This is a genomic window from Nonomuraea sp. MTCD27 (assembly GCF_041950495.1).
Classification (GTDB): Bacteria; Actinomycetota; Actinomycetes; order Streptosporangiales; family Streptosporangiaceae; genus Nonomuraea.
Genome location: NZ_JBGNUW010000001.1, coordinates 716942 through 740182, shown reverse-complemented (window position 1 = coordinate 740182; position 23241 = coordinate 716942). Strand labels below are relative to the sequence as shown.

Genomic DNA, 23241 nt, shown 5'->3' with positions numbered 1-23241 from the left:
CCCTGCGATCAAATGGAGCGTTCCGAGGTGAGGGCGGCGGTGATCGCGTCCTCCACCGTGTCGTGCACCGGAATGTGCGCCACCACGCCCGTGATCTCGAAGAGGCGGGCGGGCAGGGGCCGGACGCCCGCCAGGTGGACGGCGCCGCCGTTCCTGAGGCAGTCGGTGGCGCACGTCAGCAGGACATGCAGGCCCGAGCTGTCCATGAACGGCACCTGCGACAGGTCGAACACCAGCCCTTCCGAGGGATCCGTCCGCGCCTTGCGGAGGTACGTCTCGAGCTGGGCCCGATTGGTGGCGTCCATCTCGCCGGTCACAGCGATCACGATCACTCCGGGCAGGTGCTGGTGCGCCAGCGTTAATGGCGGCATCTACGGGTTCACCGCTTTCGCCGGCGGAACATGACCATCAATGAAGGATAGTCTGCCGGAGTCGTCGGCGATATCCCGGTTTTCGGGCCGTGGCGGTGAATCCCCGCCGATGGGCGCGGGTGCGGACGACCTCCCGCACGCCCCCGCGCCCGCCGGAGTGGCGCCCTTCTCACCCCGCGCCAAAGCCTGGATCAGTGGCCGTGACCGTGCCCCACGAAGGCGGTGGCCGGCTTGCCCGGCGGCACCAGCCCGAGCGCGACCACCGCCGCGACTCCCGCCACCACGGCGCACAGCGTGAGCCCGGACACGAACCCCTCGATGCCGGCCCCCGACCCGGGCACGAGGCTGGCCGCGGCCACCGTGGAGACCACGGCCACCCCGATGGAGCCGCCGAGCTCGTGGAAGGTGTTGATCACCCCGGAGGCGACCCCGTTCTCCCCCGGCGGGATGTTGGCCATGGTCGTCGTGGTGGCCGTCACGAACGCGGGCCCGATGCCCAGCGAGGCCAGCACGAAGCCGGGCAGCAGCGTGGTGTACGCGCTCGCGTCCGGCGAGATGCGCGTCATCAGCCCCGCCCCCGCCGCCGTCACCACGAACGTCGCCACCGCCACCGGCCGCCCGCCGAGCCGGCCGATGAGGTGCCCGCCGAGCTGCGCGCCGACGGTGATGGCGACGGCCGCGGGCAGGAAGATCAGCCCGGTCTCCAGGGCGCTGAACCCGAGCACGTGCTGGAGGTAGAGCGAGCTGAGGAAGAACAGGCCCAGCATCAGCCCGGTGGCCACCAGCATGACGAACGTCCCCGAGATCACCGGCCGCCGGGCGAGCGTCTCGGCACGCATGAGCGGCGACCGTACGGACCGCTGGATGACCACGAACAGCACGTACAGCAGCACCGCCCCGACGAGCGGCAGCACCGTGCCCGCCGCCGCCCATCCGGCGTCGCCCGCGGTCACCAGGCCGTAGATGAGCAGCGCCGTCGCCAGCGTGACGACCAGCGCGCCGGGCACGTCGACCGGCTCCCGGCGCCCGGCCGCGGGCGGCACGACGGCGGGTACGGCGGCCAGCAGCGCCAGCCCGATCGGCACGTTGACGAAGAACACCCAGGCCCACCCGGGCCCCGCGGTCAGCAGGCCCCCGAGGAGCACGCCGAGGGCCGCCCCCGTGCCGCCGATGGCGGCCCACACGCCGAGCGCGCGCCCGCGCCGCTCGCCGTGGAAGGTGGTGGTGATCACGGCCAGGGCGGCGGGTGACAGCAGCGCCGCGCCGATCCCCTGCAGCGCCCGCCCCGCGACCAGCACGCCGCCGCTCCCGGCCAGCCCGCACACCAGCGAGGCCGCCGTGAACAGCCCGAGCCCGGCCAGCAGCGTCCGCCGCGCGCCGAGCGCGTCGGCGAGCCGCCCGCCGAGCACCATGAGGCCGCCGAAGCACAGCGTGTACGTGGTCACCACCCAGGTCAGCGCCTCCCGGTCGAGCGCGAGGTCGGTGCCGATGGTGGGCAGGGCGACCTGTACGACCGTGATGTCGACGATCAGCATGAACTGCGCCAGGCAGAGCAGCACCAGCACGGCCCAGCCGCCGGTGCGGGTCTGGGCTCGAGTCGGGTCGAGACTCATCCGGAACTCCTTAACTTGAACATCGGTGTTCAAGTTAACACACGCAAACGATACGTGGGTAGGGTGTCCGGAGCGCAGGGGCCGGTGCCATGGGGGAGGCCGGCTCGGAAAGAAGCGGCCCCGCTGCAGCGCGAGGGCGTGCGGGAAGGGCGCGCCGCTCTGGGGGGAGGCATTCGCGCTGTGCGGGCGCCGTGCCGTGCCGTGCTGTCGGGCGCCGTGCCGCGGTCAGGCGGGGGAGGCGCCGCCCGTGGACGTCAGGAGGGACAGCATCGTCTTGATCAGCACGTGCTCGACCTCCTCCGGCTCCAGCCGCCCCAGCTCCCGCTCCTGCGCCGCGCTGTGGATGATCGAGAAGAACGCGGTCACCAGCCACTGCAGCGGCAGGTCCGTACGGAAGGCGCCGTCGCGCTGCCCCCGCGCGATGAGCCGCTCCACCCGCCGCAGCGGACGCTCGTGATGCTCCCTGATCCGCTCCGTGGCCAGGACCCGGTCGGCGGCCAGGAAGAGGCGGCGATGCCGGTCGAGGACCTCCCAGGACGACCGCAGCAGCCCGGCCATCGCCTCCGGCGCGGGGGCCTTGTCGACCGACTCGTTCTCCAGGACGGCGTCCGCCATGTCCACCGCGTGGTCGAGCACGGCGTCCACCAGCGCCTCCCGCGAGGGGAAGTGCCCGTACAGCGTGACCCGGCCCACCCCGGCGGCCTTGGCGATGTCGGCCACGCTGGCCGTGGGATCGGAGCTGAGCAGCCGGGTGCCGGCCTCGAGGATCGCGGCGATGTTGCGCTCGGCGTCCGCCCGCCGTGCGGGTACGGGCTGTCGTGCCGCGGTCTTGACCATATGACCACCCTACGGCGTCGGCCGGCGTTTCCCCGTCTGGGGGCGCCGACACGCCTCGGCCGGTGCGGCCAGGTCAGGGTGGTGGAGCGGCTCGCCCGCCAGGTGTATCTTCGTGGTCAACCCGTTCCAGGGCCGGCCGAGCCATCTGCCGGCGGCCCTGTGCCGATTCCACCGGGTTTCTCCTCTTGGCCGGCTCCGTCCGTGCGTCCTCCCGGCCGGAAGTTCAGCGATCATCAGCCGATCCCGCGACCGCGATCACTCCTGCGCCCGATCAGAAAGGCGGCCAGACCACCATGAAGCGCTACATCCTCACCGGCACCCCCGGCTCCGGCAAGACCACGATCCTGCGCGGCCTGGCGGCCCTCGGGTACGCGACGGTCGAGGAGGCGGCCACGGCGGTGATCGCCGACGAGCAGGCGCGCGGTGTCGCCGAGCCCTGGACCCGGCCGTCCTTCATCGACACGATCGTGACCCTGCAACGGCGGCGGCAGCTGCGGCCGGCCGTCACCACCACCACACCGGCCGTGCAGTTCTTCGACCGCTCGCCCATCTGCACCCACGCCCTCAGCACCCACATCGGCCACCCGATCTCCCCCGCCCTGTCCGCCGAGATCGACCGGATCACCCGGGAACAGGTCTACGACCGGCACGTGTTCTTCGTCCGCAACCTCGGCTTCTGCGAACCGACCGAGGCCCGCCGGATCAGCTTCGAGGACTCGCTGACGTTCGAACGCCTCCACGAGCAGACCTACCGGTCCTTCGGCTACCAGCTCGTCGAGATCCCCGCGAGCCCGCTGCCCGAACGGGTGGCCATGATCCATACGCACGTCTCCCGGCTCCAGGAACGTCGTCAGCCTCGGCATCGGCCGGGGACTGCCTCCGCCACGTGACGCCCCGGCCGTGTCGGCCCGTACACAGCCGTCCCGATCGGACCGCTCGCCCAGGGTGCGACGTCCGGCGGAAGGCCGGATGCCTTCATGCCCGGGGTCTCCTGGGGGTGATCACGGTGGACAGGCCGTCCAGCAGGCGTTCGAGGCCGAACGCGAACAGCGACTCCAGGTCCAGGTCAGCGCCCGGCTCCAGGGCCTGCCCCGGAACCGGTACCGGCGCGCCGGCCGGGAACCGGGACCGGACCCACTGCTTGCTGGTCATCCCGGTGTCGCGCTCCGCGCCGTACTCGCTCTCGATGCTGAACGCCGTGCCCCGCACGTAGTTGACCATCGTGCCGTAGACGTGCAGCCGGGTGCCCGGGTCGAGGTCCAGCCCGTCGAGCGCGCGCAGCGACCACTGCCCGTACGCCACCAGCCCCGGCAGCGGAGCCGGCCGCACGACCGAGATCACCCGCGGCAGCCAGGGGTGACGGTGATAGAGCGCCCACTGGAGCTGGGCGGCCACCCGCAGGTGGGAGCGCCATCCCGGGGGCGGCTCCGGGTAGTCGATCCCGGCGAACGCGGCGTCGGCCATCAGCTGGGAGAGCTCGGCCTTGGCGTCGAGATGCCGGTAGAGGGCCATGGTGGCCACGCCGAGCCGGGTCGCGACCGTCCGCATGGACAGCCCCGCCAGCCCGGCCTCGTCGGCGACCTCGATGGCCGCCCGGACGATCCGCTCCAGCTCCAGCCCGCCGCCGGAGCGCGCGGGCAGTGGCCGGGCGGCGACCACGGCGCCGGACCGGGGCGTGCCCTCGATCGTCCCCGCCTGTTTCAGCGTGGTCAGCGCCTTGGTCGCGGTCGCCATCGCCACGCCCCACTCCCGCATGATCGCCCGGGTGGTGGGGACGGGGTCGCCCGGCCGTAGCTCGCCGCCGGCGATGCTGCGCTCGATGTCGGCGACGATCCTGAGGTACGGAGGCCGCGTATCGGTCACGACGCCCACTCTGCCACGGCTCAGCGGTCGGGCAGCCAGTTGCCGTGCAGGCCGAGCGGCACCCGTACCGGGAGGTGGACCCGGGCCACCGGCTCGCCGGTGAAGTCCTGGGCGGACAGGATCACCAGGTCGGCGGCGCCGCGGGTGGCGTCATGCACGTAGGCGAGCAGGTAGCCGTCGTCCTCGCCCGCCCCCGTGGCCGCGAACACCGCCTCGCCGACCGCCGCCTCCCTGCCGAACCCGTGCACCTCGCTGGTGCCCCGCTCCAGGTCGTGCTTGACCAGGGCGTTGGTGAAGGCGTCGTCCGGCGGCGGGCCCTCGGGCGCGAACGGGATCCCGTACAGAGCGGCGGCGGCGGAGTAGCCGTAGCGGTGGGGGAGCGAGGCGCGGGCGTCGTTGACGCGCGGGAAGTCCTGCGGCCGGTCGTCGATCCGCCGCTGGTGGATCTTGCCGTCGTCGATCGTCCAGCGGTCCAGCATCGGGCGGATCGCCCCCGGATCGGCGGGATCGAACGGCCCCTCGGCCGTGACCACGTCCACCACGATGACGCCGTGGTCGTCCTCGTAGGCGTTGAGGGTATGGCTCACGTGCACGGGATCGATGTCCAGCCAGCGCACCTCGCCGCCGTCGCGCGGCATGACCCCCACCCGCGTCGGATGCCCGGGCAGCCACCGGCACGCGAACCCGTCGAACCCCAGCGGCGTGTCCCACAGCACGACGTGGTTCTCGGTGAGCGCGAAGTCGTGCATGAACGGCGTACGGGTCAGGGGGATGCCGGTCGAGCGCACCACGTTCCCGTCGGCGGCGGTCACGATGTGCTGGACGTGTTCGCGGCCCACCATGTACGAGAGCGAGTGCAGCTCACCGGTGCGCGGGTCGTGCTTGGAGTGCGCCCCGGCCGTGAACCCCTCGGGGGTCAGGCCCAGCTCGCACACGCCCACGGTGTTCAGCTCCTCGTCCAGCTCGGCGGGCGGCGCACCGCCCTCCACCAGCGCGAAGGTACGCCGTGCGTGCTCGATCACGTGCACCATGGGCGCCACGCCCGGGGTGCGGACGAAGCGGTTGCGGTACCACTCGGCCCGGCCGTCGCGCAGGCGGACGCCGTGGACCATGCCCTGGCCCATGCCCCAGATGTGCACGAGGGGGTCCTCCACGCCCAGGGCGTTGGGGCCGTTGCGCAGGTAGCGGCCGTTGAGCTCGGCGGGAATGCGGCCGGTGACGGGGAGGTCGTAGGCGGTGATCTCTTCGGTGACGGGCGCGAACGCGCCTTCCAGGTACTTCATGGGGACAACGTACGCAGGACGCGCTGTCAGGCCGGTCCCACCTGGCGGAATGCCGGGATCTGCACTAGTGCAGGAGGGCCCTCGTGCTCGGCGGGGTCAGAGCTGGAGGGCGTGGTCGAGCAGGGACTGGAGGGTGACGGCACCGATCAGCCGGCGCTCGTCCACCACCGCGACCAGCGGGCTGCGCGTACGGGCCATCAGCGCCGCCAGCTCCAGCACCGTCGCCTTCGTGTCGGCCACCGGCAGCTCGCGCGGCTGCTCCGGCAGGCACTCGCGGACGGTCCTGCCCCCGAGCCGGTGCAGGAACCGGTCGGCGTGGGCCTCGTCCACCACCCGGGCCAGCGCCGGATCGTCCTGGCAGTAGGCCGGCACCGCCAGCCGCAGCACCTGCGTGCCGGGCAGGATGCTGAGCGGCCGCCCGCTCTCATCGACCAGGATGAGCCCCGGCAGGTCCCGCTCGGCCAGCAGCTTGGCCGCCTCCAGGGCCGGTGTGTCCAGCGTGACCGTCGGGAACTCGACGGCGAGATCGCGTGCGCGCATCAGTGGCCTCCGCGCCCCAGCCTAGCCAACCTCGTCCGGAGGCACGGGTGATGACGGCGGCCCGGCCGGCTACGGCAGCTCGGCGAAGCGTTCGACCTGTTCCGTCCGGCCCGAGACCAGGATGACGTCGCCGTACGACAGCTCCGTCTCCGCCGTCGCGTACGTGAACTCCTCGCCCGGCGGCTTGACCGCCACGATGGTGACGCCGTACTTGCGGCGCAGGTTGGAGCGGCCGAGGGGGATGCCCACGTACTCCTTGGGCGGGCTCGTCTTGGCCAGCGCGAAGTTCTCGTCCACCTGCATGTAGTCGAGCATGCGCCCGCTCACCAGGTGGGCCACCCGCTCGCCCATGTCGTGCTCGGGGAAGACGACGTGGTGGGCGCCGATGCGGCTCAGGATGCGGCCGTGCTGGGTGCTGATCGCCTTGGCCCAGATGTCGTTGATCTCCAGCTCGACCAGCAGCGACGTGACCAGGATGCTGGCCTCGATGTCGCCGCCGATGGCCACCACCGCCTGGTAGAAGTCGGGCACGCCGAGCTGGCGCAGCGCCTGCATGTCGGTGGCGTCGGCGGTCGCGATCTGGGTGATCTGGCCCGACAGGCTCTGGGTGATCTTGGGCCGGTTGTCGATGGCCAGGACCTCGGTGCCGCGCCTGGTGAGCTCCAGCGCCAGCGACGTGCCGAACCGGCCCAGGCCGATGACGACCACCGGGTCGCCTTTGTACTCAGCCAACGATGACTCGCTCCTCGGGTAGTTCGTAGTGCCGGGCGCGCCTGTTGAGGGCCAGCGCGGAGCCCAGGGTGAGGGGGCCGATGCGGCCCACGAACATCAGCACGATCAGCAGCAGGTGGCCGGCCGTGCCGACGCTCGCGGTGATGCCGGTGGACAGGCCCGCCGTGCCGAAGGCGGAGATCACCTCGAACAGCACCTCGTCGAGGCCGTGCGGGGTGAGGGCCAGCAGAGCGTACGTGGCGACGCCCACGAGCGCCACCCCCAGCGCCGTGATCGTGACCGCCTGGCGCTGCGTGGTGTCGGGGAGGCTGCGGTGGCCGATGTTCACCCGGCCCTCGCCGCGCATCTCGGCCCACACGACGAAGGCCAGGAGCCCGATCGTGGTCACCTTGATGCCCCCTGCCGTGCCCGCGCTGCCGCCGCCGATGAACATCAGCAGGTCGGTGGTCAGCCAGCTCGACGGGTACATCTGGGAGATGTCGAGGGCGTTGAACCCGGCCGAGCGCGGCATGGTCGCGGTGAAGAACGCCGCCAGCACCTTGGCGGGATCGTCGAGCGCCCCGAGCGTCCTGGGGTTGCGCCACTCGGTCACCAGGAAGACCAGGGTGCCGAGCGCCAGCAGGGCCAGCGTCACGCCCACCGTGATCCGGGTCAGCACCGTCCACCTGCGCGGGTGCCGCCACGACCGGGCCAGCTCGAACACCACGGGGAAGCCCAGCCCGCCCAGGATGCAGGCGAACGCGATGGTCAGGCAGATCCACGGGTCGGCCACGAACCGCATGAGGTTGTCCGGCCAGAGCGCGAACCCGGCGTTGTTGAACGAGGTGACGGCGTGGAAGACGCCCAGGTAGACGGCGCGGCCGAATGACTCGCCGTAGCCGATCAGGAAGCGCCCGGTGAGCACGGCGGCGGCGACGGCCTCGCACAGCAGGCTGAACAGCACCACCTTGAGAACGACCTTGCGCACGTCGCTCATGCTCAGCGTCTTCGTCTCGGCCTGGGCGACGATCCTGGCCCGCAGACCTAACCGGCCCGAGACGAGCAGCGTGAACAGGGTGGCCAGCGTCATGATCCCCAGGCCGCCCACCTGCACCAGCCCGGCGATCACCAGCTCGCCGAACACCGTCCAGTGCGACTCGGTGTCGACCACCGCCAGCCCGGTCACGCACACGGCCGAGGTCGCGGTGAACAGCGCGGCCACCCAGTCCGCGGGCTCGCCGGACGTGGTGGCGACCGGCAGCATGAGCAGGGCCGTGCCGATGGCGATGGCCACCCCGAATCCGGCCACCACGACCTGGGCGGGATGCCGGAAGCGGGCCGAAAGGGGGGACAGCATGCCCATTACCGAACTCCGATGCAACGGTCACGCATCGTGAACGCCTCCCCCGAAGATCTGACCGCCAGTTCCTGCCGACCAGACTTCCCGGCGCACCGCGCACTACCGTAACAGGCCATATGAGCGCCAGCGCACCTACGCCTCCTTGACGCGAAAAGCATGCCTTCTTGACGCGCCCCCGCGCGGGCGGCCATGGGATTCCCAGCCGTGGCGACCGGCCTGCCGACGGCCGGGGAAATCAGGTGAGGGAGCGGAAGAACTCGCGCAGCTCCGCGACCAGCACGTCCGGCGTCTCCAGGGCCGCGAAGTGCCCGCCGTGGCCGAACTCCGACCAGCGCACCACGTTGTGCACCTGCTCGGCCAGCGGCCGCACCGAGTAGTCCGCCGGGAACACCGCCACCGCCGTGGGCACGGTCCCGCGCTCCACCGGCCCCCACGCCGCGAAGTCGTCGAACCGCTCGAAGTACGTGTGCGCCGACGACCCCGCCGTCTGCGTGAACCAGTAGACGCTCACGTCGGCGAGGATCCGGTCCCGGTCCACCGCGTCCTCGGGCAGCTTGGCGGCCGGGTCCGTCCAGTCCTTGAACTTCTCCACGATCCAGGCCAGCTGCCCGGCGGGGGAGTCGTGCAGCGAGGCGGCTATGGTCTGCGGGCGGGTGCCCTGCAGGCGCATGTACGCACCGAGCCTCTCCTGCCACTCCTCCATCCCGGCCAGCCGGCCGCGCTCGGCCTCCGTCAGCGCGCCCATGACCGCGGGGTCGCCGGTCGGGAACGTGAGCAGCGCGTTGACGTGCACGCCGATGACGTTATCCGGCGCGGCCCGGCCCATCAGCGGCGCGATGAAGGCGGAGACGTCGCCGCCCTGGACGCCGTACCGCTCGTATCCGAGCCTGGCCATCAACCGCACCATCGCGGCGGCCGTGCGGCCGTCCGTCCAGCCCGTGTCGCGCAGCGGGCCGGAGAAGCCGTAGCCGGGCAGCGACGGGATGACCAGGTGGAAGGCGTCGGCCGGGTCGCCGCCGTACGCCGCCGGGTCGGTGAGCGGGCCGATGAGGTCGAGGAACTCGATCACCCCGCCCGGCCAGCCGTGCAGGAGCAGCAGCGGGGTGGCGTGCGGCGCGGCCGAGCGGACGTGCAGGAAGTGCACGTCCGCGCCGTCGACGGTGGTGGTGAACTGCGGGTACGCGTTCAGCGCCGCCTCCTGGGCGCGCCAGTCGAACCCGTCGGCCCAGTACGCGGCCAGGTCGCGCAGGTAGCTCGTGGGGACGCCGCGCTCCCAGCCGGTGCCGGGGAGGTCGGGGGCCCAGCGCGTACGACGGAGCCGGTCGCGCAGGTCGTCGAGCTGCTCCTGCGGGATGTCGATGCGATACGGGCGGACCTGGGGGGTGCTGTCGCTGTTCGTCATGTCTCCGACGTTAGAAGGAATTGGTGTCAGCTTCCGGCACCGATGAACGGCAAGATGAGCCCCATGCTGGAAACCTCGGCGCGGCTGCTCCGCCTGCTGTCCCTGCTCCAGTCGCGGCCTGATTGGACCGGCGCCGAGCTGGCCGAACGCCTCGACGTGGGCCTGCGCACGGTGCGGCGCGACATCGACCGGCTGCGCGAGCTCGGCTATCCCGTGGACGCCACGCCCGGCGTGGCCGGCGGTTACCGGCTGGGCGTGGGCGCCGCGCTGCCGCCGCTGCTGCTCGACGACGAGGAGGCGGTCGCGGTGGCGATCAGCCTGCGCACCGCCGCGACCGGCAGCGTCGCCGGGCTGGAGGAGGGCTCGCTGCGCGCGCTGGCCAAGCTGCAGCAGGTCCTGCCGTCGCGGCTGCGGCACCGGGTGAGCGCGTTCCAGGCCGCCACGGTCCCGCTGGCCGGGGCGGCCGCCCCGCCGGTCAACGCCGACCTGCTGACCGCCCTCGCCGCCGCCTGCCGCGACCGGCGGCGGCTGCGGCTGCGCTACCGGGGGCGCGACGGGGGCTCGGAGCGGGAGGTGGAGCCGCACCGGCTGGTGCACACGCCGCGCCGGTGGTATCTGCTGGCGTGGGACGTGGGCAAGGACGACTGGCGGACGTTCCGGGTGGACCGGATCGAGGGGCCGCCCGGGCTGCCGGGCGCCCGCTTCGCGCCCCGGCCGCTGCCGCAGGAGGACGTGGCCGCGTACGTGTCGCGCTCCATCACCTCGGCCCCCTACCGCTACCAGGCCCGCGTCCTGTTCCACGCGCCGCTGGAGGCGGTCGCGCCCCGCACCTCGCCGGGCGCCGGGCGGCTGGCGGCGGTGGACGCACGCACCTGCCTGTTCCTGGCCGGCTCCGACCACCTGGACGAGCTGGCGGTGTACGTCGCGGCCAAGGGCTTCGACTTCGAGGTCCTGGAGCCGCCGGAGCTGGTGCCGGTGCTGCGCGAACTCTCCGACCGGCTCAGGAGGGCGGCGGGCGATATGGGACGGTAGGGGGATGTCTGACGAGCTCCCCCTCACCGTCGAGGAACTGGTCGCCGCCGAGCGGGCCGGGAAACGCCTCAAGTACGTGTTCTTCTGGGGCCACCAGCCCGCCCGCGACGGCAGTGCCGGCCCGGGCTGCCTGAGCCAGTGGTGGCCGGTCACCTTCACCGAGGACGGGCACACGTACGCCTCCGCCGAGCACTACATGATGGCGCACAAGGCGTGGCTGTTCGGCGACGAGGAGAGCGCGGCCGCGATCCTCGCGACCGGGCACCCGGGCGAGGCCAAGGCGCTCGGCCGCACCGTACGGGGCTTCGACGAGGCGACGTGGCAGCAGCACCGCTTCGACATCGTGGTACGCGGGAGCGTGGCCAAGTTCGGCGGGCACCCGCCGCTCGCCGACTACCTCCTGGGCACCGGGAACCGGATCCTGGTGGAGGCCAGCCCGCAGGACCGGGTGTGGGGCATCGGCCTGACCGCCGACGACCAGCGCGCCGCCTCGCCGGCCGGCTGGCGGGGGCTCAACCTGCTCGGCTTCGCGCTCATGGCCGCCCGCGCCCGCCTGGCTACGGGATGACCCCGGTCCACTTGCTGTAGTCGGACGGCGAGTTGACGTAGCGGGCCTGCCACCTGCGGTTCGCGTAGTGGCCGGTGGTGACGGTGAACCAGCCGTTGCCCTGGGGGTAGCCCTTCGTCGGCGGGTACCCGTGCCGGTACGTCTTGCCGTGATCGTCGGGGTCGTTGAAATCGGTGCTCGCCACGCTGTAGCTGATGGTGACGTATCCCGACGTCGCCGGGCTGTTCCCGACCTCCACGTAGACCTTGTGCTTCAGCTTGTTGCCCACCGGAATGACCTTCGGCTTGTGGCACACGGCGGTGCCCGCGGCGTCGGAGACCGTGACGTGCACTTCCGGGCTGCCCTGCAGGGTCACGAGCGTATGGTCGGGGCCGGGGCCGGCGCTGACGGTCACCTCGGCGTGCAGGAAACCGCTCTCGGGCGGGGAGGTCTCCGTGGCGAAGCTGCCCGCCCGGTCCGTGATGGCCGAGCCGAGCTCGTACGCCTTCTGGCCGGCGTCGGCGCGGAAGCGGATGCTGACGAGCTGGCGGCCGAACGGCACCCACCGCCCGCTGGGCAGCTGCCGCTCCACGATCCCGCTCGCCTTGACCGGATCGCCCTCGTTGATCTCGCGCGGCTGGACGTCGAAGGAGATCCGGATGGGATGGCGCGGGGTGGCCCACTGGACCTCGAAGTCCTGCTCGGCCTGCACATCGCCCGCCCTCACCTGGAGCAGCCAGAGCCCGGTGCCGTCCTGGGGGTCGTAGGTGTGCTCGGCGAACCATTCGGGGCCGCCGGGGGTGCCGTTGAACTTCAGCTCGTAGACCTTGCCGGCGGGGTCGACCAGCCGGCCCTCCACGGTGGCCGGGCCGTCGACGGTGACGTGGAAGATCACGTCGACCGGCCGGTCGCCGAGCACGACGGTCTCGGGGAGGATCTCGATCGCGTGGACGTCGGGGATCTCGGCGGGCTCGGCGGTGTCGTTCGGTGATTCGGACATGACGGGTCGTTTCCCTTCGGATTCAGCAGACTTTCCGGTAATCCGCGTCAGGGACCAGCGCGCTCCATTCGCGCTCGGTCGGTGGCGCGGGCACGCGCGCGCAGACGGCGTCGGCGGCGCGGCGCGGATCGACGGGGAGGGTGCGCAGGGCACCGTCGGCGCCCACGCTGTGGAGCGTGCCGCCGTCGGGGGTGAAGGCGAGACCGAGCACGCCGCCCCCGTGCTGCGGGAGAGGCGGGCCGAGGCGGCGGCCGTCGGCCACGCTCCACAGCCAGATCCGGCCGCTCATCCCGCCCGCGGCCAGGACGCTGCCGTCAGGGGAGAAGGCCGCGGCGGGCAGCTGGTCGGACTCCTGCTCGGGCAGGCTCAGGTGCCGCAGCCGGCGCAGCCCGGCGGCGTCCCACAGGTCGATCCCCGAGGTCGCGCCGCCCGCGGCCATGACCTTGCCGTCACGGCTGAAGGCGACGGCCCGCCCGCTGTCCCCCTGCTCGCCGAAGATCCCGGGGCGGTATTCCGGCCGCCCGGCGAGCTTGACCACACCGTTGCGGTCGGGGCCGTTCACCGCGAGCAGGCGGCCGTCGGGGCTGAAGGCGAGCTGCCAGCTGCCCGGCTGGTCCAGCTGCCGGACGAGCACCCCGCGCCGCGCGTCCCACAGCTGCACCTTCTCCCAGACGTCGTCGTAGGGAGCCAGCGCCAGCGTGCCGCCGTCGGCCGAGAAGGCCAGGCCGCCGACCTGCCCGGCGGTGCGCACCGTCAGTGTGCGCAGCCGGCGGCGGGTCGCGACGTCCCAGAGGACGACCCGGCCCGTGCCGGGCACGGTCACCGCGAGAGTGCCGCCGCCGGGGCTGAACGCCATGCGCACGTCGGGGCCCCGGGCGGCGCGCAGGGACCGGGCGGGCCCGCCGATCCGGGCCAGCATCGTGGTGGCGCCGCCGTGCAGCACCGCCGACTGCGCCCGATCGTCGATGGCGCCGGCCTGGGCGGGGCGGCGCAGGACGGCGCCGCCGGTCAGCGGCTTGAGATCGAGCCGCGCGACCTCGCCGCCGGTGAGGAGATAGCCGAGCGTGCTGCCGGCGGCGTCGAAGCGCGGCACGCCGGAGAGGTTCCTGACCGGCTGGGCCAGCAGCCGCGCGCCACTCCTCCGGAACACCGAGACGGTCTCGCCGTCGTAGGAGACCAGCAGGCCGCCGTCCGCGCTGAACGCGAGGGCCCTGCCCGCCGCACCCCGCAGGGTGCGCGTCCAGCGGCCATCGGGCACGTCCCACAGCTTCACGGCGCTGCCGACGGTGACGGCCAGCGTCCTGCCGTCCGGCGCGAACGCCGCCGCGCCGCCACCAGCCGGCGCCGACCCGCGCATCGCGAGCCGCCGGCCGCGCCGGTCGAGCAGCCGGTAGGGGGCCTGGGTGGAGACCAGGGCCATCAGGCGCCCGTCGCCGGACACCTCGATGGCCTCCAGGCCGGGATCGGTGTTCGTCAGCACGGGCCGGCGCAGATCGGACAGGTCCCATACCTGCCCGCCCTCCGGCCGCTTGATGACGGTCAGCATGGTGCCGGTGGCGTTGAAGTGGAGCCGCTCGGCGGAGCGCAGGCCGAACCCGTCGCTCGCGGGCCGACCCGTCGCGCGGTCCCACAGCCGCACCCCGTCCGGCGCGGCCACGGCCAGCAGGGTGCGGCCCAGGGCCGTCGCGGTCACGTTCCCGGCCACGCCGGACAGGGCGGTGGGGACAGGGCGGCCGGTGGCCACGTCCCACAGGCTCACCGTCCCGTCACGTACCACAGCCAGGGCCGAGCCGTCGGGGCTGAGGTCGAAGCGCCCGCCGCCGTCCGCCGCCGCCGGGCGCGGGGTGTGGGTCTCGCGCTGGGCGAGCGCGCCGTACAGGGCGCTCCTGGTCACCGGCTCGCGGGGGGCCAGGTGCCAGGCGGCCAGGCTGAGCAGCGCCGCCCTGGCCGGATCGGACGCGCGCAGCCGGTCGGCCGTCTCGGCGGCCTTCCTGGCCGCGATCAGATTCCGCTGCTCGGCCCCCGACGTGCCGCCCACGACGGCGATCCCCGCCGCGGCCAGCGTCACCGCGACCAGACCGGCCACCGCGGCCCTGACCTGGCGGCGGCGCAGGTTCCGCCGGCGCTCGTGGGCCCGCGACGCCTCCAGGAAGGTCCGCTCCAGGCTGGTGACGGCCAGCAGGCCGGTCCCGTCGGCGAGCCCGCGCAGCGCGGCGCGCAGTGCCGTGCCGCGGTACAGGTCGTCGTCGCTGCGCCCGCCCGCCTCCCACAGCCGGGCCGCCTCACCGAGCAGGCTGTGCAGGAGCAGGCCCTGGCGATCCGCGTCGATCCACGCGCGTAATCGCGGCCAGGCGCGCAGCAGCGCCGGGCTGGCCAGGGTCACGGTCTCGCCCTCGTGCTGCAGCAGCCGCGCCCCCGAGAAGCCGCCGAGCACGCGTCCCACCCGCACCGTGTCGAGCGTGCCGTCCATGAGGTCGTCCACGTGCGCCCGCCGGAGCACGCCGTCCGCGCCGTCGCCGGGCAGGACCATGCGCAGCAGCACGCCGGGCACGACGGCCTGGTCGTCCGGGCCGAGGCTCGCGAAGATCTCCTCGGCGACGTCACCCAGCGGCCGTCCGGCCGCCTCGGTCGTCAGCTCGTACGGCCGGCGCACGGTCTCGGCCACCCGGCTGCCCTCGGCGAGCAGCAGCCGGGTCTCGCCCTTGCCGTCGAGCAGGTTCTCCAGCAGGAACTTCGCGTCGGGCCGGTCGCCCGGGTCGTAGGACATGGCATCGCTCACCAGCCGGCGCAACGTCCCCCGCAGGGCGCCCAGGTCCGGCCGCCTGACCAGCACGAGGTTGTACATGGCCGCCGCCGTGTCCGCCAGGAACGGCGGCCGCCCCGTCGCGGCGAACAGCACCACGGCGCCCCACGCCCACACGTCGGCCGCCTGCGTGGCCGGCTCGCCGCGCACCCGCTCCGGGGACATGTAGCCCGGGGTCCCCAGCGGGTACGGGCCGTCGTCGGTGAGCGTGGCGCCCTCGACCCGGGCGATACCGAAGTCGATCACCCTGGGGCCGTCGGGGCCGAGCATGACGTTGTCCGGTTTGAGATCGCGGTGCACGACCCCCGCCAGATGGATGGCGGTCAGCGCGGTGGCCACCCCGGTGGCCAGGCGGTGCAGCTCCGCCCCTTCGTAGGGACCGCGCTCGTCCACCGCCCGGCGCAGGCTGGGCCCGTCGACGTACTCGCCGACGATGTACGGCTGCGCCCCGTCCAGCTCGGCGTCGATCACCCGGGCCGTGCAGAACGGCGCCACCCGGCGCGTCGCGGCGACCTCCTTGACGAACCGGACCCGCGCCTGCTCGCTCTCCGCGCGGTCGAATCGCAGCAGCTTGATGGCCACCCGCGTACCGGCCGGATCGTAGGCTTCGTAGACGACGCCCTGGCCGCCGGAGCCGAGCTGCCTTCCCAGCCAATAGTCCCCGAACTGCCGCGCGTCTCCCTGGGCGAATGGTGCCTGAGCCATGGAGACCTCCACCGCCGGACGGTTTCCGGCGCACGGTCGCCCCGAACGGGGTCGGCAGTCACGCTAATCGCCCGCCTCCTGGGCCCGCCTCCGGGAACGCCCTAGGGATAACCCCAGCCGAGCTCCCGCCCGCGTCAGGACGGAAAGCGCAAATAGCCAGGTGGGACGTGGTCGGCCAGCCACACCCCGTTGGCGCTGCGCCGGAAGACGTGCCCGTCGGCGTGCATCATCCCGGCGGCCACCACCAGCACCACCGGAGCGCCCCGCCGCGCCCCCACCCGGGTGGCCGTCTCCCGGTCGGGCGACAGGTGCACGTGGTGCCGGCTCATCGGCCGCAGGCCCTCCCGCCTGATCGCGGTCACGAAGCGCCCGACGGTGCCGTGGTAGAGCACCTCGGGCGGCTCCAGCGCGGGCAGGTCGAGCTCCACGGGCACCGAATGCCCCTGGCTGGCCCGGATCCGGCCGTCCTCGATCGCGTAGCGGCGCTTGTCGTTGGCCGCCACGACCTCCTTCAGCTCCTCCGGCGTGATCGTGAACCCGTGCTCGGCCGCCGCCCGGAGCAGCTCCTCCACCTCCACCCAGCCGCCGGCGTCAAGGGTGAGGCCGATGCGCTGCGGGTCGTGCCGCAGGTGCCTGGCGAGGTATTTCGAGACGCGTACCATTCTCCGTTCATCCATCAGGTGCCATGCTGCCGCGCCCGGCCCCCCGCCGCCAACCGAATGACCAATGCGTCTCGACGTTCCGCCGGGTCCCACGAACCTGAGACCTTCTCCCGGTGACCGCGCGAATCCCGGACACGATCGCCCTCGACGGCCGGGACCGACGGCTCCTGCGCGGCGGCGCCGCTGCGGGTCGGGGTCCCCGGCGAGACCCGGTAGGAGCGCGCGGGGTTCAGGGCACGTCCGCCCAGTCCGGTGGCGGCTCGCACAGCCGTACCCAGCCGGGCGGCGCCGGCGTCCTGGCGCCGACGATCCCGCCCACGATCGCGCACGTCGTGTCGACGTCGCCGCCGGCCGTCGCCGTCGTCCAGAAGGCGGCGGCGTAGTCGTCCAGGTTGCGGGCGGCCGCCCACATGGTGAACGGGACGGTGTCATGGGCCGAGACCTCCCGGCCGTTGCCCAGCGCCCGGGCGGCGAGCACCGGATCGCCGATCGTGAGCAGGCGGCGGGCGTGCGCGATCCCGTCGCGCACCAGGCCCGGCGGCGTGTGCGCCAGGACCTCGTCGATGAGGCCCCCGGGGGTGAGCCGGTCCCGGCCCGAGGCGAGCGCCGTGGCGACGGCCACCGCGACCGCGCCCGCCGCCGCCTCCGGATGCGTGTGCGTGACCTCGGCCGACAGCCGGGCCTGCGCCGCCGCCAGCGGCACGTCCCCGGCGAACCACGCCCCCAGCGGCGCCACCCGCATGGCCGCGCCGTTGCCCCACGAGCCCTTTCCGCCGAACAGCTCGCCGGCCAGTGCCCGCCAGTCGCCGCCCTGGCGGACGAGGCGGAGCATCCGGCCGGTCGCCGGGCCGTACCCGCGGTCGAAGTCGTGGCGGGCGGCGAAGCCGGCGGCGAGCAGGTCCTGGTCGATGCCGCCGCGGTCGGCCAGCAGGCGGTAGACGGAGCAGGCCATCTCGGTGTCGTCGGTCCACTGCCACGGCGCCGGGGGCAGCGTGCGATCGGTCAGCGCCTGCCGGTTGGCCGGGACGAAGAACTGGGAGCCGAGCGCGTCGCCCACGAGGAGGCCGTACAGGGAGGCGGTCGCCCGCGCCAGGGAATCGGCTGACATTTCCTCTCATTGTGGCACGTGGTGATCGCCACGAGAGGCCGTACGGAAACCGGGGCGCGGCTTGGCGTGTCGTTGGGGCCCGGCTGGGCCGGCCGGGGTACGGGCCCGGGCATGGACAGCCTGGTCAGTATGCCCGTCACCCACACGCCCCCGCCACGCGAGATCGACGTCGAGGCGCTGCGCCGGCGTCTGGAGGAGGCCGTGGACGGCGAGGTGCGCTTCGACACCGGCACCCGCGCCGCCTACGCCACCGACGCCTCCAACTACCGGCAGCCGCCGATCGGCGTGGTGGTGCCCCGCGACCTCGACGCCGGGGTGGCGGCGGTGGCGGTGTGCCGGGCCAGGGACGTCCCGGTGCTGTCGCGCGGCGGCGGCACCAGCCTGGCCGGGCAGTGCTGCAACGCGGCCGTGGTGATCGACTGGTCCAAGCACTGCGGGCACGTCGAGGCCGTGGACGTGGCGCGGCGGCGGGTCACGGTGCAGGCCGGGGCGGTGCTGGACGCGGTCAACCACGTGCTCGCGCCGGACGGGCTGATGGTCGGCCCCAAGCCGTCCAGCCATCCGACCTGCACGATCGGCGGCATGATCGGCAACGACTCGTGCGGTGCGTCCGCGCAGGCGTACGGGAAGATGGCGGACTCCGTGCTGCGGCTGGAGATCCTCACCTACGACGGCGTGCGCGCGTGGGTGGGGCCGACCGGTGAAGAGGAGTACGCCCGGATCCAGGCCGAGGGCGGGCGCCTGGCCGAGATCTACCGACAGCTGCGCGACCTGCGCGACGACACCATGGAGCTGATCCGCACCCGCTTCCCCCGGCTGGAGCGGCGCGTGTCCGGCTACAACCTCGACCAGCTCCTGCCCGAGAACGGCTTCAACCTCGCCCGCGCCCTCGTCGGCAGCGAGGGCACGCTCGTCACCGTGCTGCGCGCGGAGCTGGCCGTGGTGCCCGTCCCGGCCGCCCGGTCCCTGGCCGTGCTCGGGTTCGAGGACATCTTCGCCGCCGCCGACGCGGTGCCCGCCGTGGCCGCGCACCGGCCGCTGGCGCTGGAGGCCATGGACGAGACGATGTACCGGCTGGCCCGCGCCGAGCACCCGCACGACCCGGCGCTGCGCGACCTGCCCCCGGGGGCGGGGTGGCTGCTGGTGCAGTTCGGCGGCGACACACCCGATGAGGCACGCCAGCGGGCCGAGGAGATGATGCGCGAGCTGTCCGGCCGGTCCGCCCGGAACGACGGGACACCGCCGCCCACGCACGCGTTCCTGGGCGACCCCGCCAGGGAGGACCGGCTGTGGCGGCTGCGGGAGTCGGGGCTGGGCGTGGAGGCGTACCCGCCGACGGGGCGGCAGACGTACGAGGGATGGTCGGACGCGGCCGTCCCGCCCGCGCGGCTGGGCGCCTACCTGCGCGACTACGACCGGCTGCGGCGCCGCCACGGCTACCGCGAATCGGCCCTGTACGGCCACTTCGGGCAGGGCTGCGTGCACGGCAGGCTCCCGCTCGACCTGCACACCGACGACGGGATCGCCAACTACCGCAGGTTCGCCGAGGAGGCCGCCGACCTGGTCGCCGCCTACGGCGGGTCGCTGTCGGGCGAGCACGGCGACGGGCAGGCGCTGGCCGAGCTGCTGCCGCGCATGTTCGGCGAGGCCGTGGTCGGGGCCTTCGGCCGGCTCAAGGCCATCTTCGACCCCCGCGACCGCATGAACCCCGGCAAGGTCGTCCACCCGCACCGCCTCGACCAGGACCTCGCCCAGCGGCACTTCTTCCCCCTGGAGCCCCGGCACACGTTCTTCGACTACCCGGACGACCACGGCCGCTTCGGGCATGCCGCCACCCGCTGCGTCGGGATCGGGAAGTGCCGCAAGCACACGTTCGAGGGCGGCGTGATGTGCCCCAGCTACCGGGTGACCCGCGAGGAGGAGCACTCCACGCGCGGGCGGGCCCGGCTGCTGGAGGAGATGGTACGCGGCGACCTGATCACCGACGGCTGGCGGTCCGAGGCCGTGCGCGACGCCCTCGATTTGTGCCTGGCGTGCAAGGGCTGCCGGGCCGAGTGCCCGGTGAACGTGGACATGGCCACGTACAAGGCCGAGTTCCTCGCCCACCACTACCGGCACAGGCTCCGGCCGGTCGCGCACTACTCGATGGGCTGGCTGCCGCTGTGGGCGGCGCTCGCCGCGGCGGCGCCCGGGGCGGTGAACGCCGTCACCCACCTGCCGGTGCTGTCGCGGCTGATCAAGGCCGCCGCCGGGGTCGCGGCGCGGCGGGAGCTGCCGAGGTTCGCCGAGGAGCGGTTCACCGACTGGTTCCGCCGGCGCGGCGCCTCGCCATCGGGCACGCGGGGGCGGGTGGTGCTGTGGGCGGACACGTTCACCGACAACTTCGACCCGCGCGTCGGCCGGGCGGCGGTGAACGTGCTGGAGGCGGCCGGGTTCGAGGTGCTGGTGCCGCCGGTGGCGCTGTGCTGCGGGCTGACGTGGATCTCGACGGGGCAGCTCGGGATCGCCCGCCGGGTGCTGTCGCGCAGCGTCCGGGCGCTGACGCCGTGGGCCGAGGCGGGGGTGCCGGTGGTGGGGCTGGAGCCGAGCTGCACCGCCGTGTTCCGCTCCGACGGGCCCGAACTGCTCAACACGCCGCAGACGCGGCTGCTGTCCGAACGCACGCTCACGCTGGCCGAGCTGCTGCAGGACCGCGCCCCCGACTGGCAGCCGGCCTCCGCCGGCGGGTCGGCGGTGGCGCAGGTGCACTGCCACCAGAGCGCCGTCATGGGGTACGACGCGGACCGGGCGGTGCTGGACCGGTTCGGGATCCGTACGCGGGTGCTCGATTCGGGGTGCTGCGGGCAGGCCGGGAACTTCGGGTTCGAGCGGGAGCACTATGACGTGTCCGTGGCGTGCGCGGAGGAGGGGCTGTGGCCGGCGGTGCGCTCGGCGGGGGAGGAGGCGCTGCTGGCGGACGGCTTCTCCTGCCGCACCCAGATCGCCGCCGCCGGCACCGGCCGCCAGGGCCGCCACCTCGCCGAACTCCTCTCCACCGCCCTCTCCCGCCCATAGCCCCGCGTACGGCTTGCGCGGGCCGCGCGTGTGCCTACCCGCTTGACGCGCTCGTCGCCGGGCGGGCCGTAGGCGGTGGGTGGTGTGCGTCGGCTCAGGGGCGTCGTCCGTGGCGACGGCCAGGCGGGCGGGGGCCGGGTTACCCCGGCGGGCGCCTCAGGTGAGCGATGGGGCGGCCGGTCAGGGGTCGAGGGTCAGGGCGAGGCGGCGGGACAGGCCGGTGTTGCGGCGGTGGCCGAGCCGGTGGACCGCGAGCTCCAGCGCCTCCCGCTGCCCCACCAGCACCACCCACGCCTTGGCCCGTGTCACCAGCGTGTACAGCAGCTTGCGCCGCAGCATGATCCCCCCGGACTCGGCCACGATCGGCGCCACCACGAACGGGTATTCGCTGCCCTGCGACCGATGCACGCTGATCGCGTACGCATGCGTCAGGTCGTCGAGCTCGTCGAACCCGTAACGCACGCTCTCCCCGTCGTCCGTCCGGATCTCGACCACCCGCTCCTCCCGCACCACCGCCGTCACCGTCCCCGTCTCCCCGTTGAAGACCCCCTTGTCGTAGTTGTTGCGGATCGGCATCACCCGGTCGCCCACCCGGAACACCGTGGCCCCCGACCAGTGCTCGGCCTTGTCGTCGGCGGCCGGGTTGAGCTGGTCCTGGATCAGCCGCCCGAGCGTCGTGGCGCCCGTCTCGCCCTTGCGCATCGGGCACAGCACCTGGACCTGGTCCGGCTCGACGTTCTGCTTGCGCGGGATGCCCACCATCGCCAGGTGCGCCACCCGCCGCGCCACCTGCTCGGGATCGTCGAGCTCCTCGAACCAGAACCCGCCCCCGCCCGGCGTCGCCGGCAGCCGGCCGGCGCGGATGCGGTGGGCGGCGTCGATGATGCCGCTGCCGCTCGCCTGCCGGAAGACGTGGGTGAGCTGGACCCGGGGGATCGCCGTGACGCGCAGCAGGTCGGCCAGGACGTCGCCGGGGCCGATGCTGGGGAGCTGGTCGCCGTCGCCGATGAGGAGCAGGTGGCTGCCGGGCCGCACGGCGGCGGTGAGGCGGGTGGCCAGGTGGAGGTCGAGCATGGACGCCTCGTCCACCACGATCAGGTCGGCCTGCGAGGGCCGCTCGTCGAACAGCGTCTCCGGGTCGGGGTCGGGCTGCTGGGCCAGCATGCGGTGCACGGTCATCGCGGGCAGCCCGGTCAGCTCCGACAGCCGCTTGGCGGCCTTGCCGGTGGGCGCCGTGAGCGTGACCGTGCCGCCGGCCGCGCGCACGGTGGTCGCGATGGCCTTGACCGTGTGGCTCTTGCCGCACCCGGGGCCGCCCGTGATGATCGAGACGGTGCTGGTCAGCGCCATGGTGACGGCGGCCCGCTGGTCGTCGTGCAGCCCGGGGTCCTCCCGGAACGAGCGCAGCGGCAGCGTCGAGCGGGCCTCCATGAGCGCGGTGAGCTGCGCGGTGAGCGCCACCTCCCGGCTGTGCACGTGCTTGGCGTACGCGACCGTCTGCCCCGGCACCTGCCCCGGCTGGTCGGGCGCCGCCTCCACGACCACCCGCCGGTCGGCCACCAGCGCGTCGACCATCGGCCGCACCAGGTCCTGGTCCTGCTCGATCAGCTCGGCCGTCTCCCTGACCAGCGTGGCGACCGGCACGAAGCAGTGCCCGTCGCGGCTGCCGGCCGCCTCCAGCCGGTCGAGCAGCGCCGCCTTGACCCGCTGCGGGCTGCGCTCGGGCACCCCGGACTGCAGGGCGATCCGGTCGGCGATGCGGAACGCGATGCCCCTGACCCGCCCGATGAGCCGGTAGGGGTCGGTGGCCAGGACCTCGTCGGCGTCCTGCCCGAACACCTGGTAGATCTTGGCGGCCAGCAGCGGGCTGACGCCGAGCCCCTGCAGGGTCACCATCAGCGCCGCGATGGACTTCTGCTCCCGCCACGCCTCGACGATCTGCGCCTGCCGCAGCGGCCCGATGTTGACGACCTCGGTGAGCCGCTCGGGCTCGCCGTCGATGACCTTGAGCGTGGCCTCGCCGAAGTGGTCGACGATCGCGTACGCCAGCCGCGGCCCGATCCCCCTGATCAGCCCCGACCCCAGGTAGATGCGGATCGCCCGGACCGACGACGGCGTCACCCGCTCGCACCCGGTCACGGCGAAGCGGCGGCCGTGACGGGCGTGCCGGCTCCAGTCGCCGAACAGCCGCAGCGTCTCGCCCGGCTGCACCCCGGCCAGCGCCCGCCCGGTCGCCACGAAGTCGGGCACGCCGTCGGCGCTCATGCGCGCGACGGTGTATTCGTCCTCCCGGACGTAGACGAGCTGCTCGACGGACGCCTCCACAGGGGAGATCCAACCATCCGTCACC

At 73.6% G+C, this 23241-nt stretch carries 18 protein-coding genes; 4 read left to right on the top strand and 14 right to left on the bottom strand.

Annotated features, from left to right (window positions below):
* Window positions 1-8: 8 nt before the first annotated feature.
* From ACBJ59_RS03410 to ACBJ59_RS03400, 3 genes are all read right to left on the bottom strand, one after another.
* Window positions 9-371, bottom strand: a complete 363-nt coding sequence (locus ACBJ59_RS03410) for an STAS domain-containing protein (protein ID WP_375108680.1) — start codon at window positions 369-371, stop codon at window positions 9-11.
* 191 nt (window positions 372-562) lie between these two features.
* On the bottom strand, window positions 563-1984 hold the full coding sequence (locus tag ACBJ59_RS03405; RefSeq protein ID WP_375108679.1) for an MFS transporter: 1422 nt from the start codon (window positions 1982-1984) through the stop codon (window positions 563-565).
* 225 nt (window positions 1985-2209) lie between these two features.
* A complete protein-coding gene (locus ACBJ59_RS03400) occupies window positions 2210-2821 on the bottom strand; it encodes a TetR/AcrR family transcriptional regulator (RefSeq protein WP_375108678.1) in 612 nt (203 codons plus the stop codon).
* 293 nt (window positions 2822-3114) lie between these two features.
* On the opposite strand from ACBJ59_RS03400, the gene ACBJ59_RS03395 reads away from it, so the two are divergent.
* Window positions 3115-3711 (top strand): AAA family ATPase, encoded by a 597-nt coding sequence (locus ACBJ59_RS03395; protein ID WP_375108677.1) that lies wholly within the window; start codon window positions 3115-3117, stop codon window positions 3709-3711.
* An 85-nt stretch (window positions 3712-3796) separates the two neighbouring features.
* Here the strand turns inward: ACBJ59_RS03395 and ACBJ59_RS03390 are convergent, their stop codons facing one another.
* The 6 genes from ACBJ59_RS03390 to ACBJ59_RS03365 form a co-directional block, all read right to left on the bottom strand.
* Window positions 3797-4684 carry a GntR family transcriptional regulator gene (locus ACBJ59_RS03390; protein WP_375108676.1) on the bottom strand — a complete coding sequence of 296 codons (888 nt, stop codon included), beginning with the start codon at window positions 4682-4684 and terminating at the stop codon, window positions 3797-3799.
* 20 nt (window positions 4685-4704) lie between these two features.
* Window positions 4705-5967 (bottom strand): carotenoid oxygenase family protein, encoded by a 1263-nt coding sequence (locus ACBJ59_RS03385; RefSeq protein WP_375108675.1) that lies wholly within the window; start codon window positions 5965-5967, stop codon window positions 4705-4707.
* A 96-nt stretch (window positions 5968-6063) separates the two neighbouring features.
* A complete protein-coding gene (locus ACBJ59_RS03380; protein ID WP_375108674.1) occupies window positions 6064-6507 on the bottom strand; it encodes a CBS domain-containing protein in 444 nt (147 codons plus the stop codon).
* A gap of 69 nt (window positions 6508-6576) precedes the next feature.
* Entirely contained in the window at window positions 6577-7239 is a 663-nt protein-coding gene (locus tag ACBJ59_RS03375) for a potassium channel family protein (protein WP_375108673.1), read from the bottom strand.
* On the bottom strand, window positions 7232-8575 hold the full coding sequence (locus ACBJ59_RS03370; protein WP_375108672.1) for a TrkH family potassium uptake protein: 1344 nt from the start codon (window positions 8573-8575) through the stop codon (window positions 7232-7234). Before ACBJ59_RS03370 ends, ACBJ59_RS03375 begins: the two co-directional genes overlap by 8 nt.
* A 238-nt stretch (window positions 8576-8813) precedes the next feature.
* Window positions 8814-9980, bottom strand: a complete 1167-nt coding sequence (locus ACBJ59_RS03365; RefSeq protein ID WP_375108671.1) for an epoxide hydrolase family protein — start codon at window positions 9978-9980, stop codon at window positions 8814-8816.
* A 63-nt stretch (window positions 9981-10043) separates the two neighbouring features.
* On the opposite strand from ACBJ59_RS03365, the gene ACBJ59_RS03360 reads away from it, so the two are divergent.
* Both ACBJ59_RS03360 and ACBJ59_RS03355 read left to right on the top strand, forming a co-directional pair.
* A complete protein-coding gene (locus tag ACBJ59_RS03360) occupies window positions 10044-11012 on the top strand; it encodes a helix-turn-helix transcriptional regulator (protein WP_375108670.1) in 969 nt (322 codons plus the stop codon).
* 4 nt (window positions 11013-11016) lie between these two features.
* On the top strand, window positions 11017-11580 hold the full coding sequence (locus ACBJ59_RS03355; protein WP_375108669.1) for an NADAR family protein: 564 nt from the start codon (window positions 11017-11019) through the stop codon (window positions 11578-11580).
* Here ACBJ59_RS03355 and ACBJ59_RS03350 read toward each other — a convergent pair.
* The 4 genes from ACBJ59_RS03350 to ACBJ59_RS03335 all read right to left on the bottom strand — a co-directional run bounded on the left by ACBJ59_RS03350 (window position 11570) and on the right by ACBJ59_RS03335 (window position 17837).
* Complete coding sequence (locus tag ACBJ59_RS03350; RefSeq protein WP_375108668.1) at window positions 11570-12559, bottom strand: hypothetical protein; 990 nt, start codon at window positions 12557-12559, stop codon at window positions 11570-11572. The genes ACBJ59_RS03355 and ACBJ59_RS03350 overlap by 11 nt on opposite strands.
* 22 nt (window positions 12560-12581) lie before the next feature.
* Window positions 12582-16067 carry a protein kinase gene (locus tag ACBJ59_RS03345; RefSeq protein WP_375108667.1) on the bottom strand — a complete coding sequence of 1162 codons (3486 nt, stop codon included), beginning with the start codon at window positions 16065-16067 and terminating at the stop codon, window positions 12582-12584.
* Between the two features lie 134 nt (window positions 16068-16201).
* Window positions 16202-16744: an RNA 2'-phosphotransferase gene (locus ACBJ59_RS03340; protein WP_364124875.1), complete on the bottom strand. Its 543-nt coding sequence runs from the start codon at window positions 16742-16744 to the stop codon at window positions 16202-16204.
* A 214-nt stretch (window positions 16745-16958) separates the two neighbouring features.
* The gene (locus ACBJ59_RS03335) at window positions 16959-17837 is read right to left on the bottom strand and encodes an ADP-ribosylglycohydrolase family protein (protein WP_375108666.1); all 879 of its coding nucleotides are present in this window, start codon (window positions 17835-17837) and stop codon (window positions 16959-16961) included.
* A gap of 129 nt (window positions 17838-17966) precedes the next feature.
* On the opposite strand from ACBJ59_RS03335, the gene ACBJ59_RS03330 reads away from it, so the two are divergent.
* Complete coding sequence (locus ACBJ59_RS03330; RefSeq protein WP_375108665.1) at window positions 17967-20891, top strand: FAD-binding and (Fe-S)-binding domain-containing protein; 2925 nt, start codon at window positions 17967-17969, stop codon at window positions 20889-20891.
* A 180-nt stretch (window positions 20892-21071) separates the two neighbouring features.
* On the opposite strand, the gene ACBJ59_RS03325 is transcribed toward ACBJ59_RS03330, so the two are convergent.
* On the bottom strand, window positions 21072-23216 hold the full coding sequence (locus tag ACBJ59_RS03325) for an ATP-dependent RecD-like DNA helicase (RefSeq protein WP_375108664.1): 2145 nt from the start codon (window positions 23214-23216) through the stop codon (window positions 21072-21074).
* Between the last annotated feature and the right edge of the window lie 25 nt (window positions 23217-23241).